This is a genomic window from Kribbella sp. NPDC043289 (assembly GCF_056436705.1).
Genome location: NZ_JBWKCB010000001.1, coordinates 1745490 through 1761920 on the forward strand (window position 1 = coordinate 1745490; position 16431 = coordinate 1761920).

General features: G+C 68.5%; 11 protein-coding genes. 5 read left to right on the plus strand and 6 right to left on the minus strand.

The genetic code is table 11. The annotated features are described in order from the left end of the window. The first annotated feature begins 50 nt into the window (after positions 1–50). Positions 51–2291: a family 43 glycosylhydrolase gene (locus AC0662_RS08290; protein ID WP_478299327.1), complete on the plus strand. Its 2241-nt coding sequence runs from the start codon at positions 51–53 to the stop codon at positions 2289–2291. Beyond that, entirely contained in the window at positions 2288–5113 is a 2826-nt protein-coding gene (locus AC0662_RS08295; protein ID WP_478299329.1) for an alpha-glucuronidase family glycosyl hydrolase, read from the plus strand. The genes AC0662_RS08290 and AC0662_RS08295 overlap by 4 nt, the downstream gene beginning before the upstream one ends. 88 nt (positions 5114–5201) lie before the next feature. On the opposite strand, the gene AC0662_RS08300 is transcribed toward AC0662_RS08295, so the two are convergent. Together AC0662_RS08300 and AC0662_RS08305 are read right to left on the minus strand one after the other, a co-directional pair. Then, the gene (locus AC0662_RS08300) at positions 5202–6215 is read right to left on the minus strand and encodes a LacI family DNA-binding transcriptional regulator (RefSeq protein ID WP_478299331.1); all 1014 of its coding nucleotides are present in this window, start codon (positions 6213–6215) and stop codon (positions 5202–5204) included. A gap of 64 nt (positions 6216–6279) precedes the next feature. Then, complete coding sequence (locus AC0662_RS08305) at positions 6280–6549, minus strand: hypothetical protein (protein WP_478299333.1); 270 nt, start codon at positions 6547–6549, stop codon at positions 6280–6282. A 38-nt stretch (positions 6550–6587) separates the two neighbouring features. Between AC0662_RS08305 and AC0662_RS08310 the strand changes: the two genes are divergently transcribed. Further along, positions 6588–7340 (plus strand): MerR family transcriptional regulator, encoded by a 753-nt coding sequence (locus tag AC0662_RS08310; RefSeq protein ID WP_452196625.1) that lies wholly within the window; start codon positions 6588–6590, stop codon positions 7338–7340. Between the two features lie 3 nt (positions 7341–7343). Here the strand turns inward: AC0662_RS08310 and AC0662_RS08315 are convergent, their stop codons facing one another. The 3 genes from AC0662_RS08315 to AC0662_RS08325 form a co-directional block, all read right to left on the minus strand. Beyond that, the gene (locus tag AC0662_RS08315; RefSeq protein ID WP_478299335.1) at positions 7344–9302 is read right to left on the minus strand and encodes an APC family permease; all 1959 of its coding nucleotides are present in this window, start codon (positions 9300–9302) and stop codon (positions 7344–7346) included. Positions 9303–9398: 96 nt separating this feature from the next. After that, positions 9399–10715, minus strand: coding sequence for an SNIPE associated domain-containing protein (locus tag AC0662_RS08320; protein WP_478299337.1), 1317 nt, complete (start codon positions 10713–10715; stop codon positions 9399–9401). Between the two features lie 441 nt (positions 10716–11156). After that, on the minus strand, positions 11157–12986 hold the full coding sequence (locus tag AC0662_RS08325; protein ID WP_478299339.1) for a flavin-containing monooxygenase: 1830 nt from the start codon (positions 12984–12986) through the stop codon (positions 11157–11159). A 147-nt stretch (positions 12987–13133) separates the two neighbouring features. On the opposite strand from AC0662_RS08325, the gene AC0662_RS08330 reads away from it, so the two are divergent. Beyond that, positions 13134–14330 carry a GAF domain-containing protein gene (locus tag AC0662_RS08330; protein ID WP_452196629.1) on the plus strand — a complete coding sequence of 399 codons (1197 nt, stop codon included), beginning with the start codon at positions 13134–13136 and terminating at the stop codon, positions 14328–14330. Here AC0662_RS08330 and AC0662_RS08335 read toward each other — a convergent pair. After that, entirely contained in the window at positions 14323–15480 is a 1158-nt protein-coding gene (locus tag AC0662_RS08335) for an NAD(P)/FAD-dependent oxidoreductase (RefSeq protein ID WP_452196630.1), read from the minus strand. The genes AC0662_RS08330 and AC0662_RS08335 overlap by 8 nt on opposite strands. 74 nt (positions 15481–15554) lie before the next feature. On the opposite strand from AC0662_RS08335, the gene sigJ reads away from it, so the two are divergent. After that, positions 15555–16418, plus strand: a complete 864-nt coding sequence (gene sigJ, locus AC0662_RS08340; RefSeq protein ID WP_478299342.1) for an RNA polymerase sigma factor SigJ — start codon at positions 15555–15557, stop codon at positions 16416–16418. The last annotated feature ends 13 nt before the right edge of the window (positions 16419–16431 follow it).

Below are 16431 nucleotides of genomic sequence, written 5' to 3' on the forward strand. Positions count from 1 at the left end.
TGGGTGATCGATAATCCGGTACCTCCCCCGCCCAGTGAGGACCTGTCGTCATGCCCCGAAAAGCCCCCCTGCGTCTGATCGTCACCGGCCTGGTAGCGGTGACGGCCAGCCTGCTCCCGACCCTCACGACCAGCGCCGCACCCCAAGCGGCGCCGGCGACGTACACGAACCCGCTGATGCAGGACGTCGCGCAGGCGTTCTCCGACGTCGGCGTGATCCGCGCCAAGGACGGCGCGTGGTACTCCTACGCGACCAACACCAGCCTGACCCGCGAGAACGCCGACAACCACGGTCCGGCGCACCTGCTGCCGATGATGAAGACGACCGACCTCGTGCACTGGGAGTTCCTCGGTGACGCGTTCAGCGAGGCGAACCACCCGCAGTGGGCCGGCTGGCCGCAGAAGGGTTACTGGGCGCCGGACGTCCGGTACGTCGACGGTCAGTACTACATGTACTACTCCGCCCCCGGCTCCACCTCGCTCGGCGCCGCCATCGGCCTCGCGACCGCGCCGACCCCGGCCGGTCCGTGGACCGACATCGGCCACCCGGTTGTGAACTTCGTCGCCGACAGCGAGGTGATGGAGATCGACCCGATGATGTTCATCGACGACGACGGCACGAAGTACCTGTACTACGGCTCGTTCCGCCGCGGTGGCATCCACGTCGTGAAGCTGTCCGCCGAGGGCCGCAGTACCGTCGGGGAATCGCGCCAGGTCGTCGCCGGTGAGCGTGGTGAAGGCACCTGGGTCACGAAGCACGGGCCCTGGTACTACCTGTTCTACTCGGGCTACGGCTGCTGCATCGGCGACGTCGGCGGTGGCGGCTACCCGCTGCTCGTCGGCCGCTCGAAGTCTCCGGTCGGCCCGTTCCTCGACGAGAACGGGGTCTCGCTGACGGCCGACCAGCCCGGCGGCACGATCGTGAACTCGTACAACGGCAACTCGCTCACGGCCACCGGCCACAACGCGATCACCGTCGACCGCTCCGGTCAGGAGTGGAACCTGGTGAACTCCGACATCCGCGCCGACCACACCTGGGGCGGCCGCCCGCAGTCGATGGACCGCCTCGACTGGGTCAACGGCTGGCCGACCGTCCGCGCCGGCCAATGGACCTCCGACCAACCACAAGCCGCTCCTGCCTCGGAGCCCAAGCTCGGCGGCTCGTTCAGCAAGCCCACCGACCTCGCCGACTGGCGCACGGTCAACGGCAACTGGACGGTCACCAACGACGGGTACGTCGAGTCCGCCGATCAGTCCGGGCTCCTCGTCAGCAGCAAGACCGGCTCGGCGAACTACCGCATCGAAGCCGACCTCAGAACCACGAGCGGCCCGGCCGGACTCGTCTTCGGCTACCACTCACCGTCGACGTACGCGACCGCTTGGCTCGATCCCGCCCGTGGCGCGCTGCGCGTCGAGCAACGTGTCGCCGGGAAGATCGTCGGTACGTCGGAAACCAAGCTCTACAACGGGTTCCGCTACGACACCTGGCACTCGATCAGCGTCGAGACTCGCGGTGACCAGGCCACCGTCCAGGTCGCGCCCGCGCTCGGCGACAACCCACTCGGCGAACTCTCCGTCACACTGACCAAGCCGCTGCAGGGCCCGTCGAACTTCGGCCTGACCGGCACCGCTCAGGGCGACAACCTGAGCCTCGCGCAGCTCTACCAGCCGGTCACGCACAAGATCCCGGATCCTCGGCTCGGCCAGGAACTCACGGACTACAGCGACGAGTTCGACAGCGCGGATCCGAACTGGCAGTGGACCGGCTCGAACCAGGGCCACCTGGAGAACGGGCAGCTGGTCTGGGACACGCAGGCCAACGACCTGAGCAAGGAAGACAACCTCGCCACGGTCCTCCTGCGCGACGCACCGCAAGGCGACTACACCGTCGAGACCCGCGTCTCGCTCCCGTTCGCCGGGAGCACCGGTAATGCTCGCGCCGGTCTGATCGCGTGGGGTTCCAGGACCAACTCGTTGCAGCTCGCGCCGACCCGCACGAACGCCGTACGGCAGACGTTCCTGTGGCCTGGTCCGGACGCGACGCCGTGGGCTGAGGCGATCCAGCTCGGGCCGAGCGCGGACACGATGTGGCTGCGGCTGCGTCACACGACGAACCCGAGCACCGGTGAGCACCTCTTCCAGGCGGCGACCAGCCTGGACGGGAAGCACTGGCAGTGGGGCAGCTACTGGAACCTGCCCAAGGACTCCGGCCCGCTCAAGCTCGGTCTGATCTCCATGGGCGGCGCCGGCAGCACCGCGCGCTTCGACTACGTCAGGACGTACCAGTCATGACCTTCACGCGTCGCACGCTGCTGGCCGCGGGTGGAGCCGGAGCCCTCGCCGCCGGTCTCCTCCCCGGTACGACGTCCCACGCCGCCGCCGTACCGCCGGACGAGGACGGCTACGACCTCTGGCTCCGCTACCGCCTCATCCCCGACCGCGATCTTCTGGAGCGCTACCGCTCCGCGCTCACCCACGTCGTTGTCCAGGGCAAGCACCCGGTGCTGCAATCAGCCGGCTCGGAGCTCGCCCTAGGACTGTCCGGTCTGCTCGGACGCACGATCCCGGTGAACGACCAGCTCACGAAAGGCGCGGTCGTCGTCTCCGTCAGCGCCGGCGACCCACAAGGCGCTGAGGGCTTCACGATCAAGCGTCAGGCCGACCGCGTGCAGATCACGTCGGCCGGCGAACGCGGCGCGTTGTACGGCGCCTTCCGTCTCCTGCAGCATCTCCAGCTCGGACACCCGCTCGAGAAGCTCAACCAAGCGGATCGCCCGGCCTCGCCGCTACGGATGCTGAACCACTGGGACAACCTCAACCGGTCCATCGAACGCGGCTTCGCGGGCAAGTCGATCTTCGTGTGGGACGAACTCCCCGGCCTCCGCGAGCGGTACGTCGACTACGCCCGCACACTCGCCTCGGTCGGGATCAACCACACCGTCATCAACAACGTCAACGCCAGCGTCGAGTTCCTGCGCTCCGAACGATTGCCCGGTCTCGCCGCGCTCGCCGGACTCCTGCGCAAGTGGGGCGTGCAGCTGTGGATCTCGGCGAACTACGCCGGCCCGATCTCGCTGACGGCCGGCGATCCGGACCCGATCAAGGTGGCCGATCCCCTCGACGCGCGGGTGCAGCAGTGGTGGCAGGACAAGATCGACGAGATCTACCGGCTGATCCCGGACTTCGGCGGCTTCCTGGTGAAGGCCAACTCCGAGGGTCAGCCCGGTCCGCTCGACTACGGCCGTACGCATGCCGAGGGCGCCAACATGCTCGCCGACCGCCTCGCGCCGTACGACGGGCGGCTGGTCTGGCGGTCGTTCGTGCATGAGGGGTTCGACGACTGGGCGGAGTACGAGTACCGGGTCTTCCATCCGCTCGACGGGCAGTTCCACGACAACGCCGTCGTCCAGACGAAGAACGGGCCGATCGACTTCCAGGTGCGGGAACCGGTGAACCCGTTGTTCGGTGGGCTGCCGAAGACCAACCAGATGGTCGAGTTGCAGATCACCCAGGAGTACACCGGGCACTCGACGCATCTGTGCTATCTGGTGCCGGAATGGAAGACGATCCTCGACTTCCCGACGTACACCGGGTCCGGGAGCGGGCCGACGGTGGCCGAGGTCGTCGACGGGACGGCGTACGGGCAGACGAACGTCGGGTTCGCGGGCGTGCTGAACTTCGGCGACGACCGGGACTGGACCGGGTACCAGCTCGGCGCGGCGAACACGCACGGGTTCGCGCGGCTGGCGTGGAACCCGAAGCTGTCGGCCGACGAGATCGTCACGGAGTGGATCGAGCTGACCTTCGGCGGCGATCGGCAGGTCGGGTCGGTGCTCAAGGCAATCATGCTGCAGTCCTGGGAGACGTACGAGAGTTACACGTCGCCGTTGGGGATGGGGTACTTGACCTATCCGCTCGGCGGGCATTTCCAGCCGGCGCCGACGACCACCCAGAATTTGTCCCACCACTCGACGGCCGAAGGAACAGGTTTCGACCGGACGGCAGCCACTGGTTCCGGATTCACCGGGCTTCTCCCCCAGCACTGGCAGGACATTTACGGTTCACTGGAGAACTGCCCGGACGAGTTGCTGCTGTTCATGCATTGGGTGCCGTACACGCATCGACTGCGTTCCGGGAAGACCGTCATTCAGCACATTTACGACAGCCATTTCGACGGGTGCGAGCGGGTGCTCGAGTTCCAGCGCTCGTGGAAACGCCTCGCCGGGCGGGTCGATCGAGCGCGGTACGCCGATGTCGCGGCCACGTTCGACGCTCACGTCATCGAGGCGGAGCGCTGGCGGGACACGATCGTCGCGTACTTCTTCGGGTGGTCGCGGACCGTGTCGAGCCGCTCCGGGTGGGTGCAACTGGCCTACCCGAACGGACGGCTGCTCTTCGGTGGTCGTGCCAATCAACTCGCTGTGGAAGTCACCAACGCGACGTCGGCGGATCAATCGGTCACCGCCGCCGTGCACGCGGTCGACTCGAGCTGGCAGGTCGGATCGGCGACGGTCGCGGTTGGCTCGGCACAGTCGGCGAGTGTCGACGTACCCGTGACTCCCCCGCTGATCGCCGATCACGTGGACCTGGCTGTCGACATCACGCCTGGTCAGATGGCGTTGGGTTCTCGGCATCAGACCTTCGTGATCACCCCGGACCCCGCGCAGTGCCATCTGGCGTTGGATGTCGGGACCGCGGACAGCCCGCTGGTGCCGGGCTACACGCGGCTCGCGAACAACACGGCGTGGAGCGAGGCCCGTGGGTTCGGGTGGGTCGGGACCGGACCGCAACCGCGCGACCGGGGCAGCCTGTGGGACGCCCTGCAGCGCGACTTCGTCGGCGACTACCCCGCACGGACTCTCCGCATCCGGATCCCGGCCGGACGCCAGAAGCTCTCGGCACTCGTCGGCGATGGCGGCCCCGACTGCCCGCCGACGATCATCAGCGAGGGTACGACGGTGCTCGCCACGTCACCCGAACTCCCGGGCGGCATCTTCACCTGGGTCCACGCCGAACTGGACGGCGTTGCAGCCGGTCGCACCGTCGACCTCATCCTCGACAGCGAACCCGACCGGTTCTGGCACCTCGGCGCGCTGGTGATCACCGCGGCGTGAGCGCCCCCTAGAACGACGCCGGTGGTCGGGTCTCCCCTTTCCCGATCACCGGCGTCCAATCACTCGCGTCGAACAACCTGGTGCTGGATCACCGGCGTGAAATGACGGTGGTGCTGCGCGGTGCGACGGTCGTCTCGCGGAAGAGGATCTCGGTGGGTGCCGCGGTCATCGGTTCGGGGTCGGGGTCGCCTCGGAGTGCGGCGATCAGGCGGCGCATGCCATGCCGCCCGGAGGTCTCGCGGTCCACGCGCACGGTCGAGAGCGCCGGCGTGCCGTAGCGGACGGTCTTGAGGTCGTCCCATCCGGTGACGCTCAGGTCCTCGGGGACGCGCCAGCCACGGCGTACCGCTGCGTGCATGACGCCGACGCCGATGTGGTCGCTCGCCGCCACCACCGCGGTTACCGGGGTGTCGTCCGGCAGTGATCGCACCGCCTCGACACCCGTCTCGGGATCCCACGGGCCGTCGTACACACCGTGCGACCGCAGCCCTCGCCGTTCGCAGGCCTTCAGGTAACCGGAGCGCCGCAGTTGCGCCGACAGCCAGTCCTGCGGGCCGGCCGCATGGAAGAAGTCGCGATGCCCGAGATCCGCCAGCCGGCCGATGATCTCGTCCATCGTCGCCTCGTCCTCGGCCACCGCCTCGACCGACCGCAGCCGCGCGTCGAACTCCTCGGTCTGTACGACGACCTTCTCGTCCGCCGCCCCCACCATCAACGGCGTCGCCGACAGCACGCCGTCCACCTGACCGCGCGCCAGGATGTCCTCCGCAAGCCGGCTCAACGCGGCCGGAGTCTGCTCGACCCCGATCACGATCTCCACCTCGTACCCGAGCCGCCGCGCCTCCTCGCTGGCCGCCGCCACGCTCCGCTCCGGCCCGGACCACCCCGGCAGGATGATCGCGACCACCCCGGTACTCCGGGTCCGCATCGCGCGGGCCATCAGGTTCGGCCGGTACCCGAGCTCGTCGACCGCCGCCTTGATGCGCGTCATCGTGTCCGCACCCACCGTCGGATCGGCCCGCAGGTACCGCGACACGGTCTGATGCGAAACACCGGCAAGGGCGGCAACGTCGTACATCGTCGGGCGGCGCTGAACGCTCATACCGCCACGATACTTGTGAAAGCGGCCTTTCCCCCGCGGTTGCCTACGGCCCCCAGGCGATCGCTCAGCCGTTCTGGCCGGCCAGTAGGCGGTCGAGGACGTCGGCGGCCTCGTCGTAGCCGGCTTCGGCGATCCGTTGCAGCTCGAGGAGATCGCGGGCCGCGGCCGCGCGGCGCGTCAGCAGCTCGCCGGCGTGCTGGCAGCCCTCGTCGAGCAGGTCGCTCAGTTCCGGTACGTCGTCGCGCGCGTCGGCGAGGTCCGCGAGGCGGTCCATGGCTCGCTCGTTGCCCTCGTCGGCCAAGGCGCGCAGGGTTTCGCGGTCAAAACTCGTCATACCCCGATCCTGCGACGTTGCCCCTGGGGAGAGGTCAAGTGCGAGACGCTGGGGTCGTGATCACCATCGGCCAGCTGGCGCAGTACGTCGGCGTCTCGACCAAGACGATCCGGGTCTACCACGCCAAAGGCCTGCTCCCGGAGCCGCCGCGGGACGCGTCCGGTTACCGCCGGTACTCCGCGCAGGATCTCGTCGAGCTCATCAAGATCCGCACCCTCGCCGAGGCCGGCCTGCCGCTCGCCACCATCGCTCAGCTCGCTGAAGCCTCCCCCGCCGAGCTCCGGTCCGCGGCCACCGCGGCGGAGACGGAGCTGACGGCCCGGATCGAGCGGCTGGTCAGCACACGGACAAGGCTCCAGCAGTTGGCAGCCGGCCACAGCCCGTTCCTGCCCGCCGAGGTCGAGCAGCACCTGCAACGGCTCGACGACCTCGGATTCTCTAAGCGCTGGATCGCGATGGAACGCGACCTGTGGATCCTCACGTACGCGACGTACCCGGACACCGCACACCGCTACTTCACCGACCAGACCGAAGCCCAAGCAGACCCGGAGCTCGGCCGGCTGTACCTGGCGTACGACCAGGCCCACGACCTCGACCCCGACGACCCGTCCCTCATCGACCTCGCCGACCGCATCGTCACCGCGTCGCTGGCCCGCTACAACCCCGCCGACCTCCACGACCAAGCGGTCGACACCGACCTCCCACACCTCGTCCAGTCCAGCCTCAACGCGTCGTCGCCGGCCTGGGAACGGCTCGACACCTTGATCCGTCGAGGACTGCGGCAGGGCTGACCGTCAGGCGACGTGCACCCACGGACGGTTGGACCGAGTGGGTTCGGCACGACGCAGCACCTCGCGGGTGACCGGCGGTACGTCGCCTTCGCCCGAGATCAGGTACCGCAGCAGGAAGTACAACGGGTTGCCCTCGGCCCAGGCGAAGTAGATGTGCGGCATGATCTGCCAGTCGTCACGGATCTTCAGCAGCAACGCCGCGATCGCGTTCGGCACGCTGGGGCTCTCGACGCACAGGATCTGGTACCCGAAGCGCTCCTCGCCGCGCACGTCCAGCTCGGTCTCGAACTGCGACGCGTCCGTCAACGTCACCTCCAGGAACAGGATCGGCGGCCCCACCGGCAGGTTCCGCACCTCCCGCTGCTCGGCCTCCTTCTCCCGGTACTCCGTGGCGTCGCGATCGTCCGGTTCGTTCGCGATGATCCGCAGCTCACCGTGACTCGCCGCGTCCGAGATGATCCGGCACGCCTGCTCGTCGAACCGCACCTCGGTCGCACGCAGCTCGAGCGACCGCGTCGCCCGGGAGATCAGCGACGTCAGGATGATCGCGACGATGAAGAACGAGGCGATCTGGACACCGTCCGGCCGCTCGATGATGTTCGCAATCGTGGTGTAGAGCAGCACCAGGCTGATCACCCCGAACCCGACCGCGCGGAATCGTTCCCCCTTGCGCCGCGCCGACAGCGTCACCGCGATCGACGCCGACATGATCAGCACCAGGACGCCGGTCGCGTACGCCCCGCCCTGCGCCTCCACATCGGCCTTGAACAGCACCGTGATCACGAACGCGATCACCGCGAACACGATCACCAGTGGGCGGGTCGCCCGGGCCCAGTCCGGGACCATCCCGTAGCGCGGCAGGTACCGCGGCACGATGTTCAGCAGGCCGGCCATCGCCGACGCGCCCGCGAACCAGAGGATCAGGATGGTGCTCACGTCGTACACGGTGCCGAAGACGCTGCCGAGGTGCTCGTGCGCGAGGTACGCCAGGGCGCGGCCGGACGCTTCGCCGCCGTCCTTGAACTTGTCCTCGGGGATCAGCACGATCGTCGTGAAGCTGCTGGTGATCAGGAAGCCGCTCATGATCAGCGCGGCCGTGGTCAGCAGCTTGCGGGTGTTGCGGATCCGCGTCTCCGGGTGCGCGGGGTCGTCGCCGGCCGCACCGTCCACCTGCGGCATCACGGCGACACCGGTCTCGAACCCGGACAGGCCGAGCGCGAGCTTCGGGAAGACCACCAGTGAGATCCCGATCATCACCCAGATATTCGAATGTTCGGTGACCAGCATGCCGCGCCAGTTCGTGACCAGCGAAGGCGCGGTGACCACGTTCCACAGCGCATTCGTGACGACGACCAGATTCAGTCCGAGATAGACGACCACGAGGGCGACCGCGATGCCGATCGCTTCGCCGAAACCGCGCAGGAAAACGCCCGCGAGCAACGCGAGCAGGACGATCGTGATGATCACTTCCTTGCCCTCGAGCCAGTGCGGCACATACGGATTCTCGACGACGTGTGCCGTCGCGTCCGCGGCCGACAGCGTCATCGTGATGATGAAGTCGGTCGCCATGAATCCGAGCAGCACGAGGATCGTGAGCTTGCCCTTCCAGCGGCCGAGCAGGCGGTCGAGCATCGCGATCGATCCCTCGCCGTGCGGGCTCTCGGCCGCCACCCGGCGGTAGACCGGCAGCGCCCCGAGCAGCGTCAGCAGCACCAGGATCAACGTCGCGACCGGCGACAGCAGACCGACCGCCGCCGCCGCGATCGCCGGTTGGTACCCGAGCGTCGAGAAGTAGTCGACACCGGTCAGGCACATCACCTTCCACCAGCGGTGCGTGGGATGCGGCGTCGGTCGATGCGGTCCCGAATGCCCCGCGGGACGGTCGTGCAGCAGCCAGGCCGCCAACCGTCCGTGCGCCGGAGCCGGTCCGCCGACCGTCTCGTTCTCACGCGTTTCTGTCACCGGCCGGAGCCTAGCCAGCGCTCGCCACCGAACCCGCCGCCTCTAACACACCTCTAACGCCCCTGTGCGGACAACCACGTCGACGCCGCAGAGCCCTCAGGCTGGTGAGCCAGTCGTGCTGCCGGCCGTGTCCTGACCGCCGCTGGCTCGCCATTCGAGGGCTTCGGGAAGGTCGTGGTACTCGAGGAGGTGCTGGCCTGCGATGCGGGCGAGCTGGTCTCGTACCTCCGCGGGTGTCGCGTGGAAGTACTCCCGTCGGAGATTGACCTTGTTGACCCGTTGCTCGGCGAACGCGGTGTGCAGCGCGCTCTCCAGTCCGAGCGCGTCCTCGCTGAAGATCACCGCGTGGACGTCGAACCTGAACGGCACCGACGCATCGCCCAACTCGCGGACCCGGTCCAGCGGATCGAGTCGTCGGGTCATCCCGATCTTGATCATGTTCTGACCGAAGGAGCCGATGTTCGAGATGATGTAGACGTACCCGGCGCGGATGTTCGCCTCGCGCTCCTCGACGCCGGTGATCGACGCCTCGATCTCGGCGACCTGTGCCTCGAGCTTCTCGATCGCGGCCGCGTCACCTGACGCTCGTACGCGGGCCAGCGCCGTCTCGTAGTGGGTCCGTTCCTTCAGCAGCCGGGCCTTCTCGCGTTCGAACTCGCGGCGGGCCGCCTCCTCCTCGCGCTGCTGCTCGCGTTGTGCGCGGATGCGTTCCTTCTCCTCGTCCACCTTCGAGAGATAGTCGGCGGTGAGCAGGACTTCTTCGACGCGCAGCGCGTGGTAGCCCTCGCTGATCCGGATGCTCATGCTCTGACCCAGCCGCGCGATCGTCTCGCGGGCCTTGGTGAGCCGTTCGACGCTGGCCGCCCGACGGTGCGGGCGGACCGTCCGTACGCAGTTGTCGGCCTCGGCGTTGTACGCGCGCAGCATCAGCTTGGAGACCTCGCGCACCATCTTCGCGCCGGCCCGCGCCGAGTTGTTGACCTGCCAGTCCGTCGTCGCGGTGACCGCACCGTCGCCTCTGGCAAGAACCTTGTAGCGGTCCTTCAGGTCGCTGAGGCGCGCCTTGTACGCGACCGCGTCCTGCAACGGATGCGAGTACTCGTAGAGCCCGACTTCCTGGAGCGTCGCAACCTCGTTGGTCTCGATGATGCCTTGCCGTACGGCGGCCAACTCGGCCTGGGCGTTGGCGACATCGAGCCGGGCGCTGCTCACCGCCGACCTGACCTGGTCGAGCTCGCCCCGCAGGCGATCCGTCTCGGCCGCGATCGTCAAGGCGTCCATCCCACCGAGCTGCTCGACAAGCCCCCGAAGCTGCTCGTTCTCCTGCTCGAGCCGCTTCTTCCCACCGAACAACCCACCACCATCACGCCCACCCGAACCAACCGAGGGTACGAGGATCCGCGCCTCCCCCACTCCAGCACCTACCGGCGCCGCATGCCTCCCCTGAACCGGCGCCACCTTCACTGGCGCGGTGGCTGGTTGGCCGGCGTCTGGGATCCACAGTTGCCAGCCGGGTGGTGCCGGGGGCCAGCTCGGGTCGGGTTTCCATGTCGGGCCGGGGACGAATCCGGCGGGCGGCTGCGGCCAGTTCGGCGGCGGATTGAATCGGAACGACATCCAGCTGACTCCCCCAGTACGGACCGGCCTCGATCGGCACGATCGCCTCCGCGCAGGCCCCGTACCCCCAGCCGCTGTCCTCCCCGACAGCGACCACCCGCGTTGCCTCCATATCGCAACCAGCCACCCCTCCGTTACACCCCGTCCCTCGACGCGGACTGGACAGGCGCATGTGTACGCCGTAGCAGGCGCGTGGAGGAGGGGTCGCGCCTGCTACGGGCACCTGGGGGGCTGGAGCTACTTCAGGTGATGAACCTGCTGGAGGGCGTACACGGGGGTGGGGATGTTCTCGTGACGGGCCTTCAACTGCAACGCGAGGTACAGGGAGTAGTGGCGGGACTGATGGAGGTTGCCGCCGTGGAACCAGAGCGCCTCCTGCTGGGTCGGCTTCCACATGTTGCGCTGTTCGCCCTCCCAAGGACCCGGGTCCTTCGTGGTGTCCGACCCGAGACCCCAGCACTTGCCAACGGTGTCCGCGACCTCCTGCGAGATCAGGTCGGCCGCCCACCCGTTCATCGACCCGTACCCGGTCGCGTAGACCACGAGATCGGCCGGCAGCGAAGTCCCGTCCTCCAACACCACCGCGTCCTCGGTCAGGTGCGAGACCTGCCCGTGCGCCAGCTTCACATCGCCGTTCGCGACCAGGTCCGCGGCGCCTACGTCGATGTAGTACCCAGAGCCGCGCCGCAAGTACTTCATGAACAACCCAGACCCGTCGTCACCCCAGTCGTGCCGGAAACCTGACGCCTCCAACCGCGCGTAGAAGTCCTTGTCCTTCTCCGCCATCGCCTGGTACGCCGGGATCTGGAACTCGTGCAGGATCCGATAAGGCAGCGACGCGAAGATCAGATCCGCCTTCTCCGTCGTCACCCCGGCCGCGAGCGCGCGCTCGGAGTACAGGTCACCAAGGCCGTACTCCATCAGCGAGTCGCTCTTCACGATGTGCGTGCTGGACCGCTGCACCATCGTCACGTCGGCGTCGTGTTCCCACAGTGCGCCACAGATGTCGAAGGCGCTGTTGTTCGACCCGATCACGACGCACCGCTTCCCGGCGTACGCGTCCGGCCCGGGGTGCGCCGACGAATGGTGCTGGTCTCCGCGGAACACCTCTTGCCCAGGCAATGTTGGCACGTTCGGCTTCCCCGACATCCCGGTCGCCAGCACCAGCTGACGAGGCCGCAACGTCAACGGCGAACCGTCGCGCTCCACGAGAACCGTCCACTCACCGGTCTCCGCCGAGTACGTCGCCGACTTCGCCACCGTGCTGGACCAGTACGGCACCTCCATCGTCTTCACGTACGACTCGAGCCAGTCACCGATCTTGTCCTTCGGCGCGAACACGGGCCAGTTGTCCGGGAACTTCAGGTACGGCAGGTGGTCGTACCAGACCGGATCGTGCAGACACAGCGACTTGTACCGGTTCCGCCACTGGTCCCCCGGCCGCGGCTGCTTGTCGATGACCAGCGCGGGTACGCCGAGTTGCCGCAACCGCGCTCCGAGCGCGATCCCGCCCTGTCCGCCACCGACCACCAGCACGTACGGCTGCTCGGTCGACCCGAGCGATTCGGCCTCATCCTGCCGCTGCTCCTTCCAGGTCCGGCGATTCTTGTCAGCCCCGTGCTGTGCACCCATCGGACGCCGGACGCCGCGAGACTCCTCGTGGCCCTTCAGCTCGCGCTGCGTCGTGAGCAACGTCCACGCCTTGTCCTGCCCGTCCTCGTCGACGAGCCGCACCAGTCCGAAGCCCCGGCCGACGCCGGTCTCGAACTCGAACCACGCGGTGATGACACCGTTGTCCTCGCCCGCCGGTTCGGACAACCGGAACCCGCTCGGGTCGGTGCCGTCGAGCGTGTGCGTCAACAGGTCGGCGACACCGTCGGGGTTCTCGACGGTCTTCAGGTTCCAGGTGAACGCGATCAGGTCGCGCCAGAAGCTCGTGGTCGCGAACAGGCCGGCGGCCCGAGGTACGTCGCGCGCCTGCAACGCGTCCTCGAAGGCGGTGAGCCAGTTCGTGGCCCGGTCGTCTGCCGACAGCTGGGACGTCGGCTTCTCCTCGGTCTGGGTCATGGGGTCAGGACACCGCTCGCACCGCCACACGGACCAGGGTTGCAACACGTTGCACGGTGACGACGCTCACGAAACCGTCCTACGATGATCGAGCCAGTGTCCTGAGTCGCGCCTCCGACTGAAGACACTCAGGAGTGAGGAGTGCCCATGACCGCAGCGACGCCCGCGTTCGGAGCGATCATGCCGGGGACCGACCTGTCGCTCCGCGCCCGGGAACTGGTTCGGATCCACGACGCCGTGCTCAGCGGCGTCCGGCCCCCGGAACGCCCGCGGGCTCTGGTGGCCCGGTCCTGGTCGCGGGTGATGAGCCTCGGGCTCGCCGCGGATCACGTCAACGCGCGGAAGCCGATGAGCGGCGAGGACCTGCTGCGCCGACGCAGTACGTCGCGGTTGTCGCTCGTGATCGACGAGCTGCGCCGGGTGCTGACGAGCGTCGCGGACGCGTCGCTGTTCCTGATGGTCGTGTGCGACGCGGACGGGGTCGTGCTGTGGCGCGAGGGATCGCCCCGGGTGCAACTGACCGCGGACCGGCTTGGGTTCCTCGAAGGAATGGTGTGGACCGAGCAGGTGGTCGGCACCAACGCGATCGGTACCGCGCTCGCGGAGGCCGCGCCGGTGCAACTGTTCTCGGCCGAGCACTACGAGAACTATCAACATCCCTGGTACTGCACCGCATGGCCGATCCACGACCCGCGCGACGGGCAACTGCTCGGCGTCGTCGACGTGAGCGGACCGGCCCTCACGTTGCATCCCGCGATCGCCGCGCTGGTCGAGAGCGCGGTCCGGCTCGCCGAGACGTCGCTGTGGCGCCATCACCAGGAACGCCTGGAGAGCCTTCGCCGCTCCACCGAGGCAGTCGTCGGTACGACGAACGGTCCGCTGCTGGTCGTCGACGATCACGGCTGGGTCGCGCACCATTCCGGCATCGCGGCGCGCGACCGCATCGACGTACCGCGGGCCGACCGCGCGGTCGCCGTACCGGGTCTCGGGCTGTGTCTGCCGGAACGCCTGGGGGCCGGGTGGCTGGTGCGGCCTCGCGAGCCCGGCGTCACCGTGCATGCCCGGCTGTGCCCCGGCCCCGAGCCGCGCCTGGAGGTTGTCCGCGACGGCGAGCCGTGGCGTACGTCGCTCACGCGCCGGCACGCGGAGATCCTCACCGCACTCGCCGCGGCCGGCCCGCACGGTCTGACCGCCGCCGAGCTCAGCACCAGGCTGTACGGCGATTCGCAGCACGAGGTGACCATCCGCGCGGAGATCTCCCGCCTCCGCCGCGTCGCCGGCGCTCTGGTCTCCACCCACCCCTACCGCATCGCCAACGGCGTCGACCTCCAAGTCATCAACTGACCGTCTGCGTGGCGTGGCGGGGCGCTGCCTTGGGCCAGCTCATCGAGCCGGGGTCGTTGGCCTCCCGCCGGATGCGTTTGTCCACCACGAACCGGCAGGCCGTCTCCTTGATGAACGCTCCGGGACGGCCGGCGATGTACAGATTCACCGCAGTGTCGTCCTTGCGCGCGAGTTGCCGAAGCCCGGCGTGGCGACCAAGGCTCAGGCAAGCTCCGGTGAAGGCAAGGTCCAGCGGCGCCGGCGCAGTTCCGGCGATACGGCTGATCACGGTATCGGCGGCCCGCGCCCCGAGCGGGCCGGCGGCGTACGTACTCATCCGCAACGGACGCCCCGACGGCGCGGCCGCATCACCCGCCGCCACGATGCGCTCGTCGTCAACACTCGTCAGCGTCTCGTCGGTCAACAGGCGACCCATCGCGTCCGTCCGCAGCCCGCTCGCGGCCGCCAACTCCGGTACGCCGAATCCGGCGGTCCAGACGGTCAATGCGCTCGCGTGCACGCTCCCGTCCGTGAGGACAACGGCGTCCGCACGCACCTCGGTCACCGAGTCGGCGACCCGGACGTCGACGTGATTCCGGGTGAGCCACTTCGCGATGTGCCGCCGAGCTCCAGAGCTGAAAGTCGAAGCCAGCGCCCCACCACAAACCAGGGTGACCTTCCGCCGTTGTTCCGCGAGCTCCGCGGCCGTCTCGATGCCGGTCAGCCCGCCACCGACGACGGTGATCGGGGCATCGAGCGGCAGATCGTCCAGCTTCGCGCGCAGCAGTTGCGCGGACTCGAACTCGGCGAAGGAGACCGCGAAGTCGGCCGCCCCCGCAACCGTCGGCGGCACCGCCCGACTGCCGACCGCGTAGATCAGGTAGTCGTAGCCGAGAACGTTGCCCGAGGCAAGCTGCACGGTCCGGGCACCGGCGTCGATCCGGGCGACGCTGTCGACCACGAGCCGGATACCGTCGCCGAGCAGCGTGCCGTAGTCGAGAGTCGCCTCGCCGGTGCGGGCGACGTACTGGTGCAGGCGGATGCGTTCCACGAAGTCGGGGCGAGGGTTCACGAGCGTGACGTCGACGTCGTCACGAACCCGCAGACGGTTGGCGGCGAGCGTTCCGGCGTACCCGCCGCCGATGACGATGACCTTGTGTTTGTGAGTCATACCGACCCGACCAGGCAACCCCGCGAAACGTCAGGCCGACGTCACATTTCGCCGCGCTGCCGTGTCGGATGGGCATGATCGTCAGCGAGCAGAAGCAGTTGATCAACGTGGCGTACCGGCTCCTCGGCTCACTCGCCGACGCGGAGGACGTCGTCCAGGAGGCGTACACACGCTGGTACGCGATGACACCGGCCGAGCAGCAGTCGATCGAGAACCCGGCCGCCTGGCTGACCAAGGTCACCAGCCGGATCTGCCTGACCCAGCTCACCTCGGCCCGGGTACGGCGGGAGACCTACGTCGGCGCATGGATCCCCGAGCCACTCCCCGACCCCACGGACCGAACCACCGCGCGCGCCGATCCGGCCGACCGGGTGACGCTCGACGAGTCCGTCACGATGGCGTTCCTCGTGGTCCTCGAGTCGATGACGCCGGCCGAGCGGGTCGCGTTCGTCCTGCACGACGTCTTCGGCTACCCGTTCGCCGAGGTCGCCGAGATCGTCGGCCGCTCCCCCGCGGCCTGCCGGCAACTGGCGTCATCGGCCCGCCGCCGGATCCGCGCCGCCCAGGCCCCGGTGACCCCGGCCGCCCGGCAGGCCCGCGTCGTCAGGGACTTCAAGCAGGCCTGGGAAGCCAAGGACCTCAAGGCCCTCGTCGCTCTCCTGGACCCCGACGCCTCGGTCATCGCCGACGGCGGCGGTCTCGTCGGCGCGGTCCTGCGGCCGATCGCCGGCGGCGAACAGATCGCCCGCTCGATGGTCAGCTTCGCGGGAAAGTTCAGCGACCTGACGCTCGTGGAGCGCACCGTCAACGGTCAGCCCGGTCTCGTGGCCGAGCGCGACGGCGTCACCGTCACGGTCTACGCCTTCGAGATCTCCGGCGACCGCATCAAACACATCTGGGGTGTCCGCAACCCCGGAAAGCTCCGGCCCTGGACCTGAGTCCGGGGCCGGA

What these genes read in the sequence shown, in the direction of transcription:
- AC0662_RS08290 (WP_478299327.1), top strand. Translation starts at nt 51, where the DNA reads ATGCCCCGAAAAGCCCCCCTGCGTCTGATCGTCACCGGCCTGGTAGCG.
- AC0662_RS08295 (WP_478299329.1), top strand. Translation starts at nt 2,288, where the DNA reads ATGACCTTCACGCGTCGCACGCTGCTGGCCGCGGGTGGAGCCGGAGCC.
- AC0662_RS08300 (WP_478299331.1), bottom strand. Translation starts at nt 6,215, where the DNA reads ATGAGCGTTCAGCGCCGCCCGACGATGTACGACGTTGCCGCCCTTGCC.
- AC0662_RS08305 (WP_478299333.1), bottom strand. Translation starts at nt 6,549, where the DNA reads ATGACGAGTTTTGACCGCGAAACCCTGCGCGCCTTGGCCGACGAGGGC.
- AC0662_RS08325 (WP_478299339.1), bottom strand. Translation starts at nt 12,986, where the DNA reads ATGACCCAGACCGAGGAGAAGCCGACGTCCCAGCTGTCGGCAGACGAC.
- AC0662_RS08330 (WP_452196629.1), top strand. Translation starts at nt 13,134, where the DNA reads ATGACCGCAGCGACGCCCGCGTTCGGAGCGATCATGCCGGGGACCGAC.
- AC0662_RS08335 (WP_452196630.1), bottom strand. Translation starts at nt 15,480, where the DNA reads ATGACTCACAAACACAAGGTCATCGTCATCGGCGGCGGGTACGCCGGA.
- sigJ (WP_478299342.1), top strand. Translation starts at nt 15,555, where the DNA reads ATGATCGTCAGCGAGCAGAAGCAGTTGATCAACGTGGCGTACCGGCTC.